17 protein-coding genes are annotated in these 18,257 nt (G+C 60.7%); 5 read left to right on the forward strand and 12 right to left on the reverse strand.

What is annotated here, in order from left to right:
• Positions 1-262: PEP-CTERM sorting domain-containing protein (locus VGN12_18160; GenBank protein ID HEY4311379.1), on the forward strand; the 262-nt coding region annotated here is incomplete at its 5' end.
• A 105-nt stretch (positions 263-367) separates the two neighbouring features.
• Here VGN12_18160 and VGN12_18165 read toward each other — a convergent pair.
• Positions 368-1,783, reverse strand: coding sequence for a sulfatase (locus VGN12_18165; GenBank protein ID HEY4311380.1), 1,416 nt, complete (start codon positions 1,781-1,783; stop codon positions 368-370).
• Between the two features lie 232 nt (positions 1,784-2,015).
• On the opposite strand from VGN12_18165, the gene VGN12_18170 reads away from it, so the two are divergent.
• Positions 2,016-2,492 carry a flavin reductase family protein gene (locus tag VGN12_18170; protein HEY4311381.1) on the forward strand — a complete coding sequence of 159 codons (477 nt, stop codon included), beginning with the start codon at positions 2,016-2,018 and terminating at the stop codon, positions 2,490-2,492.
• A 62-nt stretch (positions 2,493-2,554) separates the two neighbouring features.
• On the opposite strand, the gene VGN12_18175 is transcribed toward VGN12_18170, so the two are convergent.
• Entirely contained in the window at positions 2,555-3,286 is a 732-nt protein-coding gene (locus tag VGN12_18175) for a DUF1080 domain-containing protein (protein HEY4311382.1), read from the reverse strand.
• A gap of 57 nt (positions 3,287-3,343) precedes the next feature.
• Positions 3,344-4,642 carry a Gfo/Idh/MocA family oxidoreductase gene (locus tag VGN12_18180; GenBank protein ID HEY4311383.1) on the reverse strand — a complete coding sequence of 433 codons (1,299 nt, stop codon included), beginning with the start codon at positions 4,640-4,642 and terminating at the stop codon, positions 3,344-3,346.
• Between the two features lie 481 nt (positions 4,643-5,123).
• Here VGN12_18180 and VGN12_18185 point away from each other — a divergent pair, with 481 nt between their 5' ends.
• Positions 5,124-6,101, forward strand: a complete 978-nt coding sequence (locus tag VGN12_18185; GenBank protein HEY4311384.1) for a DUF6666 family protein — start codon at positions 5,124-5,126, stop codon at positions 6,099-6,101.
• Positions 6,102-6,164: 63 nt separating this feature from the next.
• Here the strand turns inward: VGN12_18185 and VGN12_18190 are convergent, their stop codons facing one another.
• Together VGN12_18190 and VGN12_18195 are read right to left on the reverse strand one after the other, a co-directional pair.
• Positions 6,165-7,151 carry a phosphoglycerate dehydrogenase gene (locus VGN12_18190; GenBank protein HEY4311385.1) on the reverse strand — a complete coding sequence of 329 codons (987 nt, stop codon included), beginning with the start codon at positions 7,149-7,151 and terminating at the stop codon, positions 6,165-6,167.
• Positions 7,152-7,384: 233 nt separating this feature from the next.
• Positions 7,385-7,837 (reverse strand): thioredoxin family protein, encoded by a 453-nt coding sequence (locus tag VGN12_18195; protein ID HEY4311386.1) that lies wholly within the window; start codon positions 7,835-7,837, stop codon positions 7,385-7,387.
• Positions 7,838-8,377: 540 nt separating this feature from the next.
• Between VGN12_18195 and VGN12_18200 the strand changes: the two genes are divergently transcribed.
• Positions 8,378-9,397 carry a Gfo/Idh/MocA family oxidoreductase gene (locus VGN12_18200; GenBank protein HEY4311387.1) on the forward strand — a complete coding sequence of 340 codons (1,020 nt, stop codon included), beginning with the start codon at positions 8,378-8,380 and terminating at the stop codon, positions 9,395-9,397.
• Between the two features lie 124 nt (positions 9,398-9,521).
• On the opposite strand, the gene hisB is transcribed toward VGN12_18200, so the two are convergent.
• From hisB to hisD, 5 genes are all read right to left on the reverse strand, one after another.
• Positions 9,522-10,115, reverse strand: coding sequence for an imidazoleglycerol-phosphate dehydratase HisB (gene hisB, locus VGN12_18205; protein ID HEY4311388.1), 594 nt, complete (start codon positions 10,113-10,115; stop codon positions 9,522-9,524).
• A 57-nt stretch (positions 10,116-10,172) separates the two neighbouring features.
• Positions 10,173-10,670 carry an inorganic diphosphatase gene (locus VGN12_18210; protein ID HEY4311389.1) on the reverse strand — a complete coding sequence of 166 codons (498 nt, stop codon included), beginning with the start codon at positions 10,668-10,670 and terminating at the stop codon, positions 10,173-10,175.
• A 56-nt stretch (positions 10,671-10,726) separates the two neighbouring features.
• Positions 10,727-12,121, reverse strand: a complete 1,395-nt coding sequence (locus tag VGN12_18215; protein ID HEY4311390.1) for a TAXI family TRAP transporter solute-binding subunit — start codon at positions 12,119-12,121, stop codon at positions 10,727-10,729.
• A gap of 69 nt (positions 12,122-12,190) precedes the next feature.
• Positions 12,191-13,237, reverse strand: a complete 1,047-nt coding sequence (gene hisC, locus VGN12_18220; GenBank protein HEY4311391.1) for a histidinol-phosphate transaminase — start codon at positions 13,235-13,237, stop codon at positions 12,191-12,193.
• Positions 13,238-13,397: 160 nt separating this feature from the next.
• On the reverse strand, positions 13,398-14,774 hold the full coding sequence (gene hisD / locus VGN12_18225; GenBank protein ID HEY4311392.1) for a histidinol dehydrogenase: 1,377 nt from the start codon (positions 14,772-14,774) through the stop codon (positions 13,398-13,400).
• Between the two features lie 269 nt (positions 14,775-15,043).
• Between hisD and ltaE the strand changes: the two genes are divergently transcribed.
• On the forward strand, positions 15,044-16,132 hold the full coding sequence (ltaE, locus tag VGN12_18230; GenBank protein HEY4311393.1) for a low-specificity L-threonine aldolase: 1,089 nt from the start codon (positions 15,044-15,046) through the stop codon (positions 16,130-16,132).
• Between the two features lie 57 nt (positions 16,133-16,189).
• Here ltaE and VGN12_18235 read toward each other — a convergent pair whose 3' ends face one another.
• Both VGN12_18235 and VGN12_18240 read right to left on the reverse strand, forming a co-directional pair.
• The gene (locus VGN12_18235; GenBank protein ID HEY4311394.1) at positions 16,190-16,738 is read right to left on the reverse strand and encodes a cyclic nucleotide-binding domain-containing protein; all 549 of its coding nucleotides are present in this window, start codon (positions 16,736-16,738) and stop codon (positions 16,190-16,192) included.
• Positions 16,735-17,970, reverse strand: a complete 1,236-nt coding sequence (locus VGN12_18240; protein ID HEY4311395.1) for a Glu/Leu/Phe/Val dehydrogenase dimerization domain-containing protein — start codon at positions 17,968-17,970, stop codon at positions 16,735-16,737. The genes VGN12_18235 and VGN12_18240 overlap by 4 nt, the downstream gene beginning before the upstream one ends.
• Positions 17,971-18,257 lie beyond the last annotated feature (287 nt).

Below are 18,257 nucleotides of genomic sequence, written 5' to 3' on the forward strand. Positions count from 1 at the left end.
CAACTTCGGCGGCGGCGGTGCGGTGAGCCTCGGCTCGCTGGCCGGTGGCGCCGTGTACGGCACGCTGGTGCCGACCGGATCGACGGCCAATGCAGCGATCCAGTTGACCTTGCCGAGTGGTACGTTCTCGGCCAATGCCAGCGCTCTGGCGACGGACGGTCAGGCTTTGTACGCCGTGCCCGAACCGTCGGCTGTAGCCCTATCCCTGATGGGTGGCTTTGGCCTGCTGTTGGCGGCGCTACGACGCCGTCGTGCGGCCTAACACCGCAACGGGTTCGATCGCAAAAACTTGAATGCGGCTCTTCACCGCCGGGCACATTTCTGTGCCCGGCGGTTTTTTTTCGCGCCGTCGTTGAGCTTCCGGACGCTACTTCGTCGTTCGCAAGAGCGACTGATGCTCTTTGAGGACCGAGGCCTGTGCCGCGTCGCCTGCCAGGTTGTGGTATTCGTGCGGATCGGTGTCGTGGTCGTAAAGCTCGACACCTTGCCGTCCTTCATCCCATTCGGTGTAGCGATAACGCTCGCTCCGCACTGTCCGGCCCATTACTCCCTCGGTGCGACGGACCTGCGTATGGGCGGCGTCCTTCCACGGCTGGGTTGGATCGTCCAAAAGTGGACGCAGACTGCGTCCTGCGAGCTGCGGCGGCGCTTTCAAACCGCACAGATCGGCCACAGTTGGGTAAACGTCGATCGATTCCACGAGGCGCGTGCATGGTTGCCCGACGGCTTTCATGCCCGGCGCTCGGATTACTAACGGTACCCGGCACGATTCCTCGAAGAGGGTCATTTTCTGCCACAGCCCGTGCTCGCCGAGGTGATAGCCGTGGTCACTCATAAAGACGACGACTGTTTTGTCCGTCAGCTTGAGACGATCGAGGGCGTCGAGCAATCGGCCGACCTGCGCGTCCATGAAAGTGATCGAGGCGGCATAGGCTTCGATAGCTTGTCGCTGCAAGTCATCACTGAGCTGGTAATTCGCAGGCTTTACCGTCAGCGCGAGCGCCGGAATGTCATTGCGATCATCCGCCGGTCCCCCGGCCAGGGCGATGCGGTCGAGCGGGTAAAGGCCGAAATATGATTTTGGCGCCACGTACGGCGTATGTGGACGATAAAAGCCGACAGCCAGAAAGAACGGTTCGGCGGCATGTTTCTCCAACAGCCCGATGGCCGAGGTGGCTCCGCGTCCGTCGGTTTGCTCGGTGTCTGCGCCGTCGGCGGCTAGCCAAGAAAGCGTGGCTCCGAGGCCCGTACCTGGTCTGATCGAGAAAATCTTGTCTTCGTCGTCTTTATCCCGACCGCGCGGATTGATCACCTCTTGCCAGGACTGCGCATCGTCGAGACCGTCGGTGCCAATCTGGCCGGGCACTCCGTAATGGTAGAGCTTGCCGACGCGTGCGACGTAGTAGCCGTTTTGGCCAAATAGCTCCGGCAGAGTTACTGTGTTCGGCACTACTTCGCGAAAATGCGTTTTGTTATCCAGCACGCCGGTCGTATCGGGACGCAGGCCCGTCAGGAACGAGGCGCGGCTGGGATTGCAGAGCGGATACTGACAATAGGCCTTGTCGAAGCGCATACCATGCGCGGCCAGGCGATCGATGTTGGGGGACTTCACCATCGGGTCGCCGTAGCAGCTCAGGCGGTTGCACAAGTCGTCCGAGGCGATGAAAAGGACATTGAGCTTGGCCGAGCCATCGGGGGCGGCATGGATTCGCGAGCCGCCGAGAGCAGCCAGCAATGCGCACAGGCAGCCGGCCAAGTGACGAAGATGCGTATGAATTTTCACAATAAGAACCTCCTGGGGTTCGTGGATGCGCAAGCGACCGTGTGATTCGGTCCGCGCCGTTTATAGTCGTCGTGCGTCGCTCCGGCTAGCGCCACGGCCCGGGATCGTCCAGCGGCCAAATCGTTGGGAGTATCGGGCTTGGCCGAGGCCTTCCCGCGGTTGACGTTCGGCAGTGGGCTACCTAAGGTGACGAGTCTACGAGCCTATAGAGTCGACTGATGAGGAGAATTCCGTGCCGTTTGATGCCAAGTTGCAGCGGATGATTATGGGGCGATTCGCCACGGGCGTGACCGTCATCACGACCGGGCGCGAGGGAAACTACTCGGGCCTGACGGCCAATGCCGTGGCGTCGCTCTCGTTGAATCCACCGCTGGTGCTGGTGGCGGTCGAGAAGCGGGCCCATTCGCATGAGTATCTGATGCGCGAACGGAATTTCGCCATGAACATCCTGGCGGCGGACCAAGAGCATTTGTCACAGCGTTTCGCCACGCCGGGGCCGAAGGTCTTTACCGACCTAGAATTCAAAACCGGCCAGACTGGCGCACCGATCCTGGCCGGCACGCTGGGGCACGTCGACTGCAAGGTCACCGAGATCCTGCCTGGCGGCGACCACGATATCTTCGTAGGCGAGATCGTCGAAGGAGAGGCCACGGACGGAAAACCGCTGTTGTATTTCTGCGGCAAGTACCGGGCTCTATCGGATGCGTGATCGATCCGCCTAATGTTCGCGGGGGGGGGAATGCATTGCCGCGGACACTGCAATGATTTCTTCTACTCGCTTAGTCGCCGCACGCGAATGTTGCGGAAGTAGACGGTGCTTTCCGAGTCGTGCCCCTGCAGCGCGAAAGTGCCGGCGCCGAGTTTCCGCTCGCTGTACCAGGGAGGGTGACGGGCCACGAAGCCGGCGGGTTCGGTCCAATCGACCACGGTTTGATCGTTCACCTTGATTACGACCCTTTTGCCCCGGACCGTGAGATGGATACGAAACCACTCGTCGTCGCGGGCCGGTGACTCAGTGATATCAGCCACGCCGTACAGGCTGCCTGACTTTTTAAGGTGCGCGGGGTCGTTGTCGATCTGGATTTCGAAGCCCTTCTGCGGCCAGGCATCGGCAAGGAACTCGGTGTGAAAATAGATGCCGCTGTTGGCTTTTGGCTGGCACTTTATGTCGGCCTGAAATTCGAAGTCGGTGAACGACGCATGGCCATCGGGCCCCATGTAAAACAAGTGGCATTTTGGATGAGGGGCTTGGGCCTCGATCGGCGTGCCACGACCTTGGGCGATGATCATGCCGTCGCGGACGGTAAAGGACTCGGGGTTTTCGCTCGGCTTCCAGCCGTCCAACGTGCGGCCATCGAACAGCAATTGCCAGCCGGCCGATTTCTCGGCGGCGGTCAGCGTATTCGGCGCGAGATCCTCCGCCGCGGCCGCCACTCGCCCATTCATCCAGAGGAGGATATTCAAAACCGCGATGAAAGCCGCGAACGACTTCTTGGTCTGCATGGTAACGAGGAGGTGTTTTGAGCAAGCTTGCAAAATGGGACGTAAGCCTTACCAGAATTATGCCGTGACGACGCGTTCTTTTTCGGCGTCCCACAGCAGGACCTTGTTCTCGCGATAGGCGTCCTCGCCCATCTTGATGGCGACCATCAGGGCACAGCCCAGGTCTTCGTTGCAGGTCAACTCGGCTTGGCCGCGCACGGCGTCAATGAAGTTGCCGACATGGTCGCGGCGTTGTTCGGCGGGGATCGTGAGCTCCATCTGACCACCGTTGGCCGCTGTGAATTCTTCTTTCCATGTTGGCTGCCCGCGCAATTTCAGTCCGCCGCCGAATTCGATCGTGCCATGCTGACCGCGAATGACGCGTGGAATGCCGTTGTCGTTGGTCATGACGCTGGCCAGGAAGACCGTGTGCTCGCTGGGATATTCGATCAGCATGAAGTGGCTGTCGGGAATATCGCGGCCATCTTTTTCGATGTACTGACCGCCACCAGCGACGACTTTCTTCGGGTATTCCCCCCTCGGTCCGGCAACGGCCAGCACCAGCGGCGCGAGCGCGTGATAGAGCAAGTCCGTGGCGACGCCTCCGTTGTAGGCCCAATATTTGCGGAAACGGAAGAAATGATCGGGGTTCCAGGGGATTTTCTTGGCCAAGCCGAACTCATGGCCGAGCCACATGTCCCAGTCGACGTGGTTTTCGCCCGTGGCTGTGGGGCTGGCGTCGGCGTCGATGGGCCAATTGAATTGTCCATCACGGCTATTGCGGCAGTAGCCGTTCTGCGACCACACTACTTTGCCGATACGCCCGTCGGCGACTGCTTTGCGCGCTGCCCACGTCTCGGGCTCCGAGGCGTACTGCGTTCCGACTTGCAGCTTCTTCTTTAGTCGTTTGGCTGCATCGCGCACCTGCAGGGCCTGTTCGATGGTCAGCGTCATCGGCTTTTGCAGATAGACGTCCTTGCCGGCTTCCATCGCGTCGATCGCCTGCTTCGAATGCCAATGATCGGGGGTGGCGATGATCACGGCGTCGATATCTTTGCGGTCGAGCAGTTTGCGATAGTCCGTGAACGCTTCGCCGCCTGAGCGCTCGCGATTATGGTTCAACCGCTTTTGATACACGTCACAGACGGCGGCGCAACGGACATTGTCACGATCGGCGCGTCCGACTAGCTCGCCGACGTGGCCGGAGCCCATGCCTCCGACGCCGATGACGCCGAATTGAATGCGGTCGTTCGCGCCCAGCACCTTGCCGATGGCCGGCGCTGCGAGCAAATCCGCGCCAACGATGGCGCCCGTGGCCGCGGCACCGGCTGCAACGAAGCCGCGACGTGAAAGGTGAGGAAGGGGAAGATCGCTCATGGTGTTTCCTAAGCGGGAATTCGTGTTACAAATCTATAACCAAAGCGGCGAGGCAAAACTGCAGAGATGGGCGCCCCTCTCCAGCCGAAATGGGGGGCAAGGTGCGGGCAACGCTGTTCGGGCTGATTCTAGATACGATCACTTAGCGACGCAAATTTCTGACTGTGCGGGATTGGGCGGCGTATAGCCGACTGCTAGTCGTTGCGTGTTGAGCATGAGAAAAACTCTCTGCGCCGCTACGGTCGAAAGAGGCGTCACAACGCAATTGTGCAAATGCGCCTATGCCTTGCGGCAATTCATTCGCCGATATCGGTGAGGCGGACGCAATGTCTTCATACGAGGGATCGATCCTTACCCAAAAAGGGCGCCAGGGATGGTGCGAGGCAATCACCCCCTGATGTCTCCCCCGCCGCGGGCAGCAACTGCGGTGGTTTGCCGCGCCATCTGTATCTTGATATTAGCGCTTGTGCACGATGCGGTAGTGGCGAAGGCGCAGGAGCCGGCTGCCGTTCGCTTGCCCGCGGCACCGGTGTCTGGTCGTTTCGATTCGCTGACAGCAGACGCCGCCGACGAAGACGAATCGCTGTTGGATCCGATCGGCGCGACGACAAGACTAATTGATGGCAACCGCGTTAATGACGCGTTATCGGCTCCCAGTTATCGATTGCTTGACCCCCTGTCGGTGTTCATCGGGCTCGATGGTTCGAAGCAGCCGCAGGATTTCGGCATCAACGCTCAGTTCGGCGGTAGGGCTTCCGTCAATTGGGCTGTGCCGCTCGTCGAGTCTTGGGGGCTCGGCGCGCAAATCGGCACAGCCATCGATGCCACCGGCGACGCCGTGCAAGTCGTGCAACGGATCGAAGGCTCGACCGGCCGCACGCAGAGCTACACCACGGTCGGGATATTCCAAAGAACGGACTTTGGTCTGTTTTGGGGGCTGGCTTATGACTTTCTGCGTGAGGATTACTACGATCGATTTAGCCTGGGGCAGTGGCGATTCAACGTTGGCTATCAGGTTTCACCGCGGAGTACGATTGGCGTCTGGTCGGCCATCAGCGCCAACAGCGATAGTGGAACGTTTGGCGCGATTCCCATTACGTTGGTGCCGATCACGCAGACGAACGCCTACTACAAGTATCTGTGGCGCAATGGCGTACAGACGACCTTCTGGGGTGGGCTGGCGAACGAGCATGGGCAGGTGAACGCGGTGCTCGGCGACCTGCGCGAATTGCACAACACGTTTGTGTTCGGCTCTGAAATGCAGGTGCCGCTAACCGAGCGGTTGGCCCTATTCGGCCAGGGAAACTTCATCACACCGGCCAGTTCTGGCACTGTGGATGCGTATCTGGGGTTCGTCTTTTATCCGCACGGAGGTGCGAGGCAGAACACGCAATCGCGCTTCGCCCCCGTCCAGACCGTGGCCGCACCCACGAACTTTGCCGTCAATCTGCGCCGCTAATAGGCGACAGGTTTCCGCCGACAGGCTGTTACGTAGTGGGCGCGACGAAGCGATCCGCTTGAGTTACCATTGCCAGCCGGTGCGGATATGTTGCTCGTTAACAACGCAACCATCAGGCCACTGGCCGCGCGAGAGATCGGCCAGGCATTGGGCCGCCTTCGAGGCCATGGCCTCGGCCGATTCCTCGTCCACTCCGCCCATGTGTGGCGCCAAGACCACGTTTTCGAGCTTTGCTAACGGACTCGACGTGGGCAGCGGTTCGACCTTGAAGACATCAAGTCCTGCGCCCGCGAGGTGCCCACTCGTGAGCGCTTCGACCAACGCGTCCTCGTCGACCAGTCCACCACGCGACGTATTGATCAACACCGAGCCGGGACGCATCAGTCCGAGCGTGCGACGGTTGATCAAGTCGCGCGTTTCGGCTGTGGAGGGAAGATGCAGGCTGACAATGTCCGAACGAGCGAAGAGGTCATCTAGCGAGCAGAGTTCCACGCCGTTTTTGGCGGCGAAGTCGCGATCGGCGATCGGATCGTAACCGAGCACGCGCAAGCCTAGCCCGACGGCCCGTGGCACGACGGCGCGGCCGATGCGACCCAGGCCAACCAGCCCAATCGTGCGGCCGGCCAATCGCCACAATGGACGGCGCCCCCACTTACCACTGCGCACTCCTGCATCACGTTGCGGGACATCGCGAAAGACGCCAAAGAGGAGCGCGATCGTTTGCTCGGCGACCGAATGTTCGTTGGTGCCGGGCGCGATCGTGACGGCGATCTTCAACTCGTTCGACGTCGGCAGATCGACGGCGTCGTAGCCTACGCCGGCACGCGCGATTCCACGTAGTTTCGACGCCTTCAGCACATCGGGCGTGTATGGCTCGGAGCCGGCCAGCACCCCGGAAACGCCTTGCAGGTCCTTAACCAGCGCGGCGCCGCGCAGTTCAGGCTCGGGGACGGTGGGATAAGTGATTTCGAAACCGGCGCCCTCGAGTATTTCGCAATACTTGCCGCGCACACCGCGCAGCAATGTGGGAGTGACCAGAATGCGTGGCATGAGTGTTCCGCAGGCAGGCTAGTGGAGAGTGACGCGACCGAAATCCGCAGTCGCACGCGCGATCGTTTCTACCGCAGGTGCGCGAGTGCTGCAAGCCGACGGCGACCACGAGCATGTCGACCAACGCGGCGCGCGAAAAATAACCCTCGGCGCCAGCCTACCGCCAGCGCCGAGGGTTCGATGGTTGATACGTTGAGGGATTCGCTCTTCTGTCAAAAGCAAACGCGGCGCGACTACTCGCGCTCTTCGGCCGTCGGGCGGCTGGCTTCGCCGAGCGAAGTATCGGGGGCCTTCAAGCCTTCGAGGCCACGATTAATGAACGATTCAATGGCGGCCGGATCCTGGGCGCCGACCAGCGACTCGCGCTTCCAACCCGTGGGGGTCTCGCGATACATCACCAATTGCGGAATTGAACCGCCGCGCATCAGCTGTTGCGCCAGACCGGAATCGTGATCGGTGTTCACCACGGCGTAGGCAACCTTCGACAGAGCCCCTCGTCGGGCGACTTGCGGCATGGCCGAATTCTTCATGGTCTGGCAGGCAGGGCACCAATCCGCGCCGACGAGCACGACCAGCGGCTTGCCCGTCTGGGCCGTTTTTTCACGAGCTTCGGTGTACGTATTGGAGTTGGCAGTCGTCGCCACGAGGGCGGTTTGCAGTACGAACGCCAGAGAGATCGTCGTCATGTCGTTCTCCTAGATGATGAAGTCGGGGGTGGGGCCGCCGGCTGTCACTGCCGGGTAAGCCAAACCGGGGGATGGTCGCGGGTATTGAAGGCTTGCCGTTGGCAAGCCGTGGGCGGGCGAATTACACGGACGGGCGCGGGCTATACGATTTCCGTTCCTACAGGTGCTCCGTTATCACGACTCTGGTTCCTCCCTGTCGGTCGCAGCTCGCACTTGCCGGCTGGCACAATCGCCCGAAGAGTTCGGTCAGTGTAACCAGGGGATATGTATCTGCAACGATAAAATGCGGAGAATTTTCCGTATGGAGGTTTTGTAAGGTGTTGCGAAAAAAATGAGTCGTGTATCCGCCGGCTGGATAACGCCACAACGTCTAAAAATAATTGGACTTCGCTTCGCCACCCGGTTGAGGTAATCCCGCGTTAGGGGGTATAATCCCGTTCCTTCGGCATGAGCAATTTCCTTTCGGCCTGCGTTTTGCAAGGCTGTCGGTCTCATCGATGATCTGCGGGTTCGCCCGCTGCCTCTCGTTTTGCAATCTCAATGAAGCTTCGCGTCGGCCTTGTCGGCCTGGGCAGTAACTGGGAAGTCCGACATCGGGCTGCGCTACGCGCTCTTAGCGACCGTTACGAGGTGCGTGCCATCTTCGATCAGGTGGCGCTGCGAGCCGAGCAAGCCTCGCGAGAATTCAACGCCAAACAGGTCGACGGCTTTCGCGCGCTCGCCCGGCGCGATGACATCGACGCCGTCTTGATGCTCTCGCCGCAGTGGTATGGGTGCTTGCCGATCCTCGCGGCGTGCGACGCGGGCAAAGCCATTTATTGTGCGTTCAGCATGGAACTCGACCTGGCCCAGGCGCGCCAGGTAAAAGAGCGTGTCGAGCGCGCAGGCGTGGCTTTCATGGCCGAATTCCCGCGCCGCCAATCGGCCGCGACGCTGCGATTAAAAGAATTGATCGCCACGCGTTTGGGCAGCCCACGCCTGTTGTTTTGCCACACGCGCGTCCCGGCCGAGCAACACGGTTCGGCGGCGGCCACGAAGGCGAGCATTCATAGCTCGCCGACGAGCGACCTGATCGAACTGGTGGATTGGTGTACGTACGTCGTCGGCCGGCCGCCAACGTCGGTGCTGGGAATGCGGCACCGGGCTGCGGAGGACGCGCTGGAAGACGATTACCAGATGATGAGCCTCGATTTCTCGGGGCCCGGCGATCCTGGCACAGGAGCCACGGCGCAAATCAGTTGCGGTCGGTACATGGATTCGTCTTGGCACGAGGCGCTGGCTTATCGGCCTCCTGCCGCCTTGCAGGTGGCCTGCGAAAAAGGAATCGCCTTCGTCGACCTGCCCAGCACGCTGGTGTGGTTCGACAGTTTCGGCCGACATCAGGAATCGTTGGAAAGCGAACGCCCTGTCGGCGAACAATTGCTCAGCCAATTTCACCGTGCCGTGACCAGCCTGGTGCGAAATACCTCAAGCCTGGAAGACTCTTATCGCGCGCTGGCCGTCGTGCTGCAGGCACGGGCCAGCCATTCGCAGATGAAGCGGATGCCGCTGACGACGTAATGCTGTGCGGCTGCGACTCTCGCCGCGCATGTTGCTCAGTATCGTGCCATGCTTTTTCCGCATGCACGGAAAAACACGGCACCAACGGCATCAAAAGAGACCACGGAACCGCGGAGATGGTGCGCTAGGAGTTCAATGTTCCCTTCGTGCTGGGGATGCCCGTCATGCGCGGATCGGCCTCGACCGCCATGCGCAGGGCGCGGGCCGTGCCTTTGAAGATCGCTTCGGCGATGTGATGATTGTTGCGGCCGTGGTGCAACACGATGTGCAGATTCATCAGGGCGTTGGCCGCCACGGCCTGCCAGAAATCTTCGACTAGCTCGCTGTCGAAATCGCCGATCTTGGCGCGGGTGAACTCGGCGTGAAAGATCAGGAAGTAGCGTCCGCTCAGATCCACGGCCGATGTGACGAGCGTCTCTTCCATCGGCAGCGTGAAATGGCCATAACGGCGGATGCCGGCCTTATCGCCGAGCGCCTGTCGTAGCGCCTGCCCCAGACAAATGCCGACGTCCTCGACCGTGTGATGCTGGTCGACGTGCAGGTCGCCCTGGGCGTGAACGGTCAGGTCGAGCGCGCCATGCCTGGCCAACAGCGTAAGCATGTGATCGAAAAAGCCGACGCCGGTCGAGACTTGCGCAAGCCCTGAGCCGTCCAGATCGAGCGCAAGCTCGATCTGGGTTTCGGCCGTCTGGCGACTGATTTTTGCGGTGCGTGCCATGCCTCAAGAATACCACGTAAATTCGGCACTTTCGGCCGTGCCTGCCCAGGGATGCCTCTACTTGCTCGGCGACTTTTGGAAGCCACGCCGACGGACGGTGCTATAACGCTCGAGGGCTTCATTAATCACGCCGATCGTGGCTTCCGCGGCTTGAAAATCCTCGACTTCGACGGCTTTGCCTTCCAACGTCTTGTAATCCATAAAAAATCGTTGCAGCATCGCCAGGTTGTGCGAACGCAGTTCGTCGGCTTCGTGATAGCTGCTGTATTCCGGATCATCGAGCGCAACGGCCAGGATTTTGTGGTCGCGCTTGCCGGTATCGATCATCGTCATCAGCCCAATGGGCCTGGAACGGACCAGGGTCAAAGGGGCCACTGGTTCCTGGCAGAGCACGAGCACGTCCAGCGGATCGTCGTCTTCGGCCAGGGTTTGCGGAATGAAGCCGTAGTTGGCTGGATAGTAGACGGCCGAGTAGAGCACGCGGTCGAGCTTCAACAGACCGGTTTCCTTGTCAAGTTCGTACTTGACGCTCGAACCCTTCGGGATCTCGATCACGGAAGTGAATTCTTGGGGCGACCGGGGGCCGGGAGAAATGTCATGCCAGGCGTGTGTCATCTGTGCTCCGAGTTGTGGGGATTTTCTTGATCGTGGCCAGTGGCTGCACGTTGACCGTCCGCCTGCGGCTGCGGTTCGCGACTGAGCATCGAATCCAAATAGTTGCGCACGTCCATGACGTGCGTCAGAAAACCAGTCATTTGTTCTTCGCCCGTGAGGACGCCCTCGGCCTCGCGCTCGAGCGCTTCGCCCTTTAATTCGCTGAGGCGTTGGCGCAAGGAACGCAACTCGTTGAAGTCTACCTTGCCGCCGCGTTCCATGATCACGGCCGAGTATTCAACTTCGCTGACGGCGTCGATGTACGTTTCGAAGCCGATCATGTTGCGGCGTTTCTGCCACCGCCAGAACAAGAAGCAGGCCAGGGCGGCCGAGACGAGGAAGCTGCGCAAGTTCTCGACCTTGTCGATCGAATCGGCCTTGATCAGCGGCTCGTTTCGATGCAAGTATTGCAGCGCCCCAGCGTGCATCGGAAACTCACTGACCACATCGGCGCCGCTGGGACGAAGGGATGGTAATCGTGCGCGCCGTCCGAACTCACTTTCGAAAATCACGCGCATCAACCGTTCGACAGCGGCGTTGGGCGTATCAAGATTGGCGACAACCAGCAGTTGCTGTCCGAGCGTATGCAAGGGATGATCCGGCACGGGAGGATCGATGCTGTAACTGAAAGCGGGAATGACTGCGTCGCGCACCGACGGGTTGCGTAACGCCAAGGCGTCGCCGAACGGCAGCTCCATCAGTCGATAATTGAGTTCATGAACGAGCCGTTCACCGACCTCGCCCCAGGGGAGCGCCGAAATAACAAAAATGCCGTCCGGCAATTGATCGGCCGGCGAAGCCATGATCTCGGCATGTGTCATGTCGATTTCTTTATAATCGCGTTCGCTCTCCAGGCCGACCAGTTGCAGCATGCGGCGCGACATTTTTTGGGTGTTCGAACCGGCGGTATTGAGGCTCAATGTATGCCCGCGTAAACCAACCAGCCCTCCGGCAATCAGGTCAGGCTTGACGAACAGGTGCATGGCTTCGCGATTCAGCACTGCGACCTGCCGCAGGTGTTCGTCCGGGATGTCGAAGTCGCCCAGGGTCAACGCGATGTCGAGTTCGCCCGACGCAACTTTCGACAAGGCGTCCTGTGATTCCCAATTGCCAGCCAGCTCCAATTCGAGGTTGTATTTGTTGGCCTCTTCGCGGAGCAATAAAGCCATTCCGTACCGATGGCTGAGCGGGTCGCCGGCCGTCATGCGCAAGATGTGCCGCCTCGGCCCTGCGTCATGGAACCAGAAATACACCGTCACCAATACGGCTACTACCATGGCGATCGCGACGACGCGATTGGCCAGAATGCGACTTCGCAGAGCGGCGCGTGCTTCGTCTTTTTTGGTGCTCATGCAGTCAGCGTTTAATCTTTCGCAACGGGTCGGTGCCGGCGCCGACTCCAAGAATTCCATCGCGGGATGCTAAATCATAGTCTTCAACAAGGCGAGACAGGCATCAATCTGTTCGTCAGTGCCTACGGAAACTCGCAAACCGTTACCCCATCCGGCGTAATCCATGTAACGAATCAGGACACGGTTTTGCTTCAATTGCTCGTAAAGTGGTTTCAGCGGGCGATCGGCGTGCGTGGCCCATACGAAATTCGCCTGAGAATCAACGACATCGAAACCGAGCGATCGCATGCCCGCGGCCAACCGGGCGCGGGTGGCGACGATTTTCGCGCGGTTGGCGGCCAGCCAGGCCTGGTCGTCGATGGCCGCCGTGGCCGCGGCAATCGAAAGGGCATCGCAGTTGTAGGAATCTTTTACCTTTCGCAAGCCGGCAATGATCTGCGGCTGCGCGACGATGAAGCCGAATCTCAGGCCCGCCAGCGCGTACGATTTGCTCAAGGTACGCGATACCATCACCTTCTCGCATTGCGAAACTAGCTGCAGGCAGTTCGTCTCGGCAAAATCGACGTATGCCTCGTCGACAAGCAGAGGGCAGGGGAGACGCTCGGCCAGTTCCAAGACCCGCTCCGGAGAGAGCATCGTGCCGGACGGGCTGTTGGGATTCGGCAAGAAGGCCAGTCGCAATTGATCCGTGGCGGATGAAAAACGATCGGACAGCGACCAATCGCGCTCGAAGGAGACCTCTTCGCTGCGGGCACCCTGAATCTCGGCCAAGGTCTTGTAGAGGATGTAGCTGGGATGCGGCAGGCGTAGCAATTCTCCTTGCGCGACGAAGGCCCGGGTGACGAGCGTCAAGATTTCGTCGCTACCGTTGCCGCAGAGAATGCCATCAGGATCCACGTCGAGCACAGCGCCGGCACGTTCGCGAAAGCCAGTGGCCAGCGGATCGGGATAGCGGGCCAGCCCACGCTCGAGTACCACGCCAATGGCGCGCGCCACGGCCGGTGAAGGGGGATAAGGATTCTCGTTCGTATTGAGCTTGATGAACTTGCCCGCCTGCGGCTGCTCGCCGGGGGTGTAGCCTTGAAGCGCGTCAATGTCAGTTCGAAAATAAGACATGCTGTTTTGTAGAAGTGATTCTCACCACGGAGTGACCGAGGTACGGAGAAGGGAAGGATAGTGATCAGTGCAACAGGAACTCAGCTCCGAGTCCCTTTGTCCCTTGCTATTCGTCTGTTCTCAGTGCCTCCGTGTCTCGGTGGTGCAAACCTCTTATTGTCTATGTTTTCGGTAATCGGATCGCGACGCTGGCGTAATGGCCCGTAAGGCCTTCGCGTTCGGACAGGGCGCGGACGTCTTCGGCCGCGGCCATCAGGGCCTCTTGCGAATATGAGATGACGCTCGTGCGGCGCAGGAAGTCGTTGGCCGAAAGTCCGCTGGCGAACCGTGCCGTGCCACCGGTCGGCAGCACATGCGACGGCCCCGCCACGTAATCGCCCAAGGCCACGGGGCTGTAATGTCCTAGAAACGCCGCGCCGGCGTGCGGAATCTTGGCGAGTAGCTGTTCTGGATCGTTGGTCGCGAGGTGTAAATGTTCGGGTGCAATCTCATCGGCCACAGCCGCTGCCTCGTCCTCGTCGCGTACCAGCACCAGTGCGCCGAATTCTTCCAGGCTGCGCCGTGCCAAATCGCCACGCGCGAGCGGTGCGAGCTGCCGGGCCAATTCCACTTGAGTTTCGCGCAAGAGCGGCTCGTGCCACGAAATCAGGACACTCGAAGCCGGTGAATGTTCGGCCTGAGCGATCATGTCCGCGGCGATAAAATCCGCACGAGCGGAACTGTCCGCCACCACGACCACTTCACTAGGGCCGGCGATCGAATCGATGTCGACCTCGCCGTACACGAACTTCTTGGCCAGCGCCACGAACAGGCTGCCCGGTCCCACGATCTTGTCGACTTTCGGCAAACCCTCAACGCCATAGGCCAGGGCGGCGACAGCCTGCGCGCCCCCCAGGCGGTAGACCTCGTTAATACCGAGTGCGTGACACGTAGCGAGCAAATCTGTGCTGTACGCGCCGAACTGCGTCGGCGGGGCCACCACGGCTAACTCGCGCACTCCGGCAGCTTGCGCCGGGACGGCGGTCATCAATACCGTGGAAGGATAAGCCGCGGCGCCGCCAGGAACGCAGATTCCGATGCGCGTGAGGGGCAAATAGCGCTGCCGCAATCGCACCGCGTCGGTTCGCTCGACCGTGGCATCGCGATGCAGGACCGCGGTCTGAAATTGCAGGATATTGCGGCGCACGTTCTCGATGGCGCGGAGGAATTCCGGCGCCGCCGCCTTGTGCGCGGCGGCAAGTTCGGCGGCAGGGACGCGAATCGTGTCGGCCGTGAGCGAGGCCTTGTCGATCCGCGCCGAATAGTCGAGCACCGCCGGTAACCCACGATCGCGTACGTCGCGGCAGATTCGCTCGACGACCTGAGCCGGTGCGAGCGCCTCGCCAAAGACTTCGATCGTCCGCTGTTTGCCTGCCTCGCTTACCAGGTCCCCACGCGGGCTGAGCTTCTCGCGCAGCGCCGCCAGAGCCGCGCGAAAGTCGTCGCGGCGCGAGTCAAGTTGCGGCAATCGTACGAGAGTAACGGTCATTGGGCGCATGAGCAGATTTCGCGGAAACCCCAATTGTGATCGGTGGTCGTGGATCGCGGAAGGGCTGTTGGGTGCGGACGCTTTCACTTGAACGTCAGCACGCTGGGTTTTTGGTAAATCGCTGGCCTTGCGCTCATGGATCACGAACAATTGAGCATCCACACGCCACGCAGGACGTTCGCCTTGTGACCTCCGGCGGCGCGCGTTAGAACGCTGTCGGAACCTGCTTTTGCCCGCCCCCCGAACCTGCCGACCAACACACTCGCCTAGGGGAATCCATGACCACGCGTGCCATTGACCTGCGCAGTGATACGGTGACCCGCCCCACGCCCGGCATGCGAGCGGCAATGGCCGCGGCCGAGGTCGGCGACGACGTGTTCGGCGATGATCCGACCGTCAACCGCTTGCAGGAGCGGATCGCCGAGATGCTGGGCAAAGAGGCGGCCCTGTTTGTGCCGTCGGGCACGATGTCGAATCAGATCGGCGTGCGGCTGCATTGCCAGCGCGGCGACGAGCTGATCTGCGAAGCGCAATGTCACATCTTCAACTACGAGCAAGGAGCCGCCGCGCAGCTTAGCGGCGTTAGCAGCCGCTCGGTCGAAGGAAACTACGGCGTCCTCGACGTTGCACAGGTCGCGGGCCTGGTGCGTGCCGATGATCCCCACTGCAGCCCAACGCGACTTCTCTGTCTGGAAAACACGCACAACCGCGGCGGTGGCCGGGTGGTACCGCTGGCCAACATCGCCGAGGTCTGTCGCTGGGCGCACGATCAGGGGGTAGCGACGCATCTGGACGGTGCTCGGTTGTTCAACGCCGTCGTCGCGTCCGGAATTGCAGCGCGGCAATGGGCCGAGCATTTCGACACCGTTAGTGTCTGCTTCTCAAAAGGCCTTGGTGCGCCGATTGGCTCGGCGCTCGCCGGACCGCGCGACCTGATTACCAAGGGGGTGAGGCATCGCAAGGTCCTCGGCGGGGGCATGCGGCAGGCGGGCATCGTTGCCGCCGGCGCTCTCTACGCGCTTGAGCATCATGTCGAGCGTTTGGACGAGGATCATGCCAACGCGCAGTTGCTGGCCACGGCCGTACGCACGATCGATGAACTGGAGTTGCGTCCGGCCAAGGTCGACTCGAACATCGTGATCTTTCACATCGCGCCCGAATGGGGTACGGCCGTTCAATTGCACGATCGCTTGGCCGAATGCGGCGTATTGACGCACCCGTTCGGTCCCCAGTTGCTGCGGGCTGTCACGCATCTAGACGTTCATCGGCCCGAGATCGAGCGGGCGTGCGAGATTCTCGAAGAGGTGATGCGGGCCGGGGTGGCGACGACGGGCTCTTCGTCGAAGGCCCGCGGCGGTTACGGGTGAAGTGCTGGCCGGTCGAAAACCTCGGAACCAAGCCAGGCCGGAAATTCCCTAGAGCGTTTACAGCTTCCAGCCGTCGAATACACGGCGGCGCAGTTCGTTCCATTCCGGAATGCGTGGATCGGCCGGTTTGTGGGCCAGCAGTTCCACGACCCAATCGTCCATGTGCCGCATCCGCTCGGCCAGAATGCCGATCGTGTTGGCGGCCAGTCGCGACGTGAGCGCCGGATGCCGCGTCGTCAGGTCGTCGAAGCTGGCGCGGGGTAAGCGAAAGAGCTTGGACGCGGATTTCGCGCGGACGCTGGCAGAGTGCGGGGCCGGGCTGAAGTAGGACATCTCGCCGATGCTGCTAAAGGGCTCGAGCACCGCCAGCAGGGTTGGCTCGGCCGTGGCCGGGCGCGAGGTGAGTTGCTTGAAGACCTCGCAGGTTCCCTCCAGAAGGAGCCACAAATCCTGACTGGTTTGTCCTTGGCGTATCAAAAGGTCGCCCGGCGCGAGCGATTTTAATTCTCCCAGCCGTACGACTTCCTGACGCTGCGCATCGGACAGCCCCTGGAAAACAGGAATGTGAATCAAGACGGTGCTGTCGATCGTGGCGTCTAGCGTCAAGAGATTCCTCCCAGAACCGTGGCCTGGCCGACACGTCCTATGCCCACGATGTACGCGGCCGTGCGAAGACTGACTTTGCGTTCGGTCGCCAATTCCCAGACGCGTTCGAAGGCCCGTGTCATAACGTGTTCGAGTTCCTGCCGAACGCGGTTGATATCCCAGCGATAGTGTTGCCGATTTTGCACCCACTCGAAATAGCTGGCCGTAACGCCCCCCGCGTTCGCCAGGATATCGGGCAGTATCACCACGCCGCGCGCGGCAAGCACATCGTCGGCATCCGGGTAGACCGGCGCGTTAGCCGCTTCGATGATGATCTTGGCGCGGATATCGTCGGCATTGGCGTGCGTGATCACGCCCCCTAACGCCGCCGGAATCAACACGTCGACATCCAGGGTCAGCAATTCCTCGTTCGAAATTGCGGCAGCACCATCGTAGCCAGCCAGACCTCCTCGATGATCGAGCGCGTATCGCAACATACCGGGGATATCGAGTCCTTCGGCCCGGTGATAGCCGCCGCTGTAATCGCCGATAGCGACGATGCGGAAGCCGGCTTCATGCAGAAATTTCGCGGTATGTGAGCCGACGTTGCCGAAGCCCTGGATTGCGACTCGCGTGTCGGCCGCTTTGCGTCCTAGTCGGGCCAGCATTTTGTAGGTGAGAATGCCGACGCCGCGGCCGGTGGCTTCTTCTCGCCCAGGCAGGCCATGCATTTCAACCGGCTTGCCCGTCACGCAAGCAGGGCTGTAACCGTGATACTTGGCGTATTGATTCATGAACCAGGCCATGACTTCGGCGTTCGTTCCCATGTCGGGGGCCGGAATGTCCGTGTCAGGGCCAATCACGTCGTGAATGCCATCGACGAAGCGGCGCGTAATCAACTCCAGTTCGCGCGTACTGAACTTGGCGGGATCGATCGCCAAGCCCCCTTTGGCTCCGCCATAAGGAAGATCCACGACCGCGGTCTTCCAGGTCATCAGTGCCGCCAGCGAGCGAACCTCGTCCATGTCGACGTCGGGATGGTAACGAAGGCCCCCTTTCATCGGTCCGCGGGCGTCGTCGTGTTGAACACGGTAGCCGACAAACGTGGCGATCTCGCCATTATCCCGTTCGATGGCGACCTGCACCTGCACTTCCCGTTTAGGAATCAGGAGCAGTCGTCGCATGTTTTCGGTGAGATCGATTTGATCCGCCGCCCGATTGAAATAGAGCTGCGTAGAATCAAACGCTTTCATCGTTCCGCCTTGGTGGGATCGCTCGCCCCGTGTTTGCCCGGTCAATCGCGTCGTTCAGGGTATCCCGGAATATGTTGATGTCGTCCGACACTCTTACTACGTTCGCCGCGCGGTGGATAGCCGGGGCCAGGACTGTTTGGCGGGGAATAGGTCATCTGTTCTAATTCTGAGCAGCCGTCATTTCAGTTGGCAGAGAGGAAATCCTTGGCCGTCGACTAGCCGACGCTGTGTCGATCGAGTGACGAATAGATCTTCCCTACTTCTGGCAAGGGAATCATATCCCTCCC

It is taken from the genome of Pirellulales bacterium (genome assembly GCA_036499395.1).
In the GTDB taxonomy this organism is placed as follows: Bacteria; Planctomycetota; Planctomycetia; order Pirellulales; family JACPPG01; genus JACPPG01.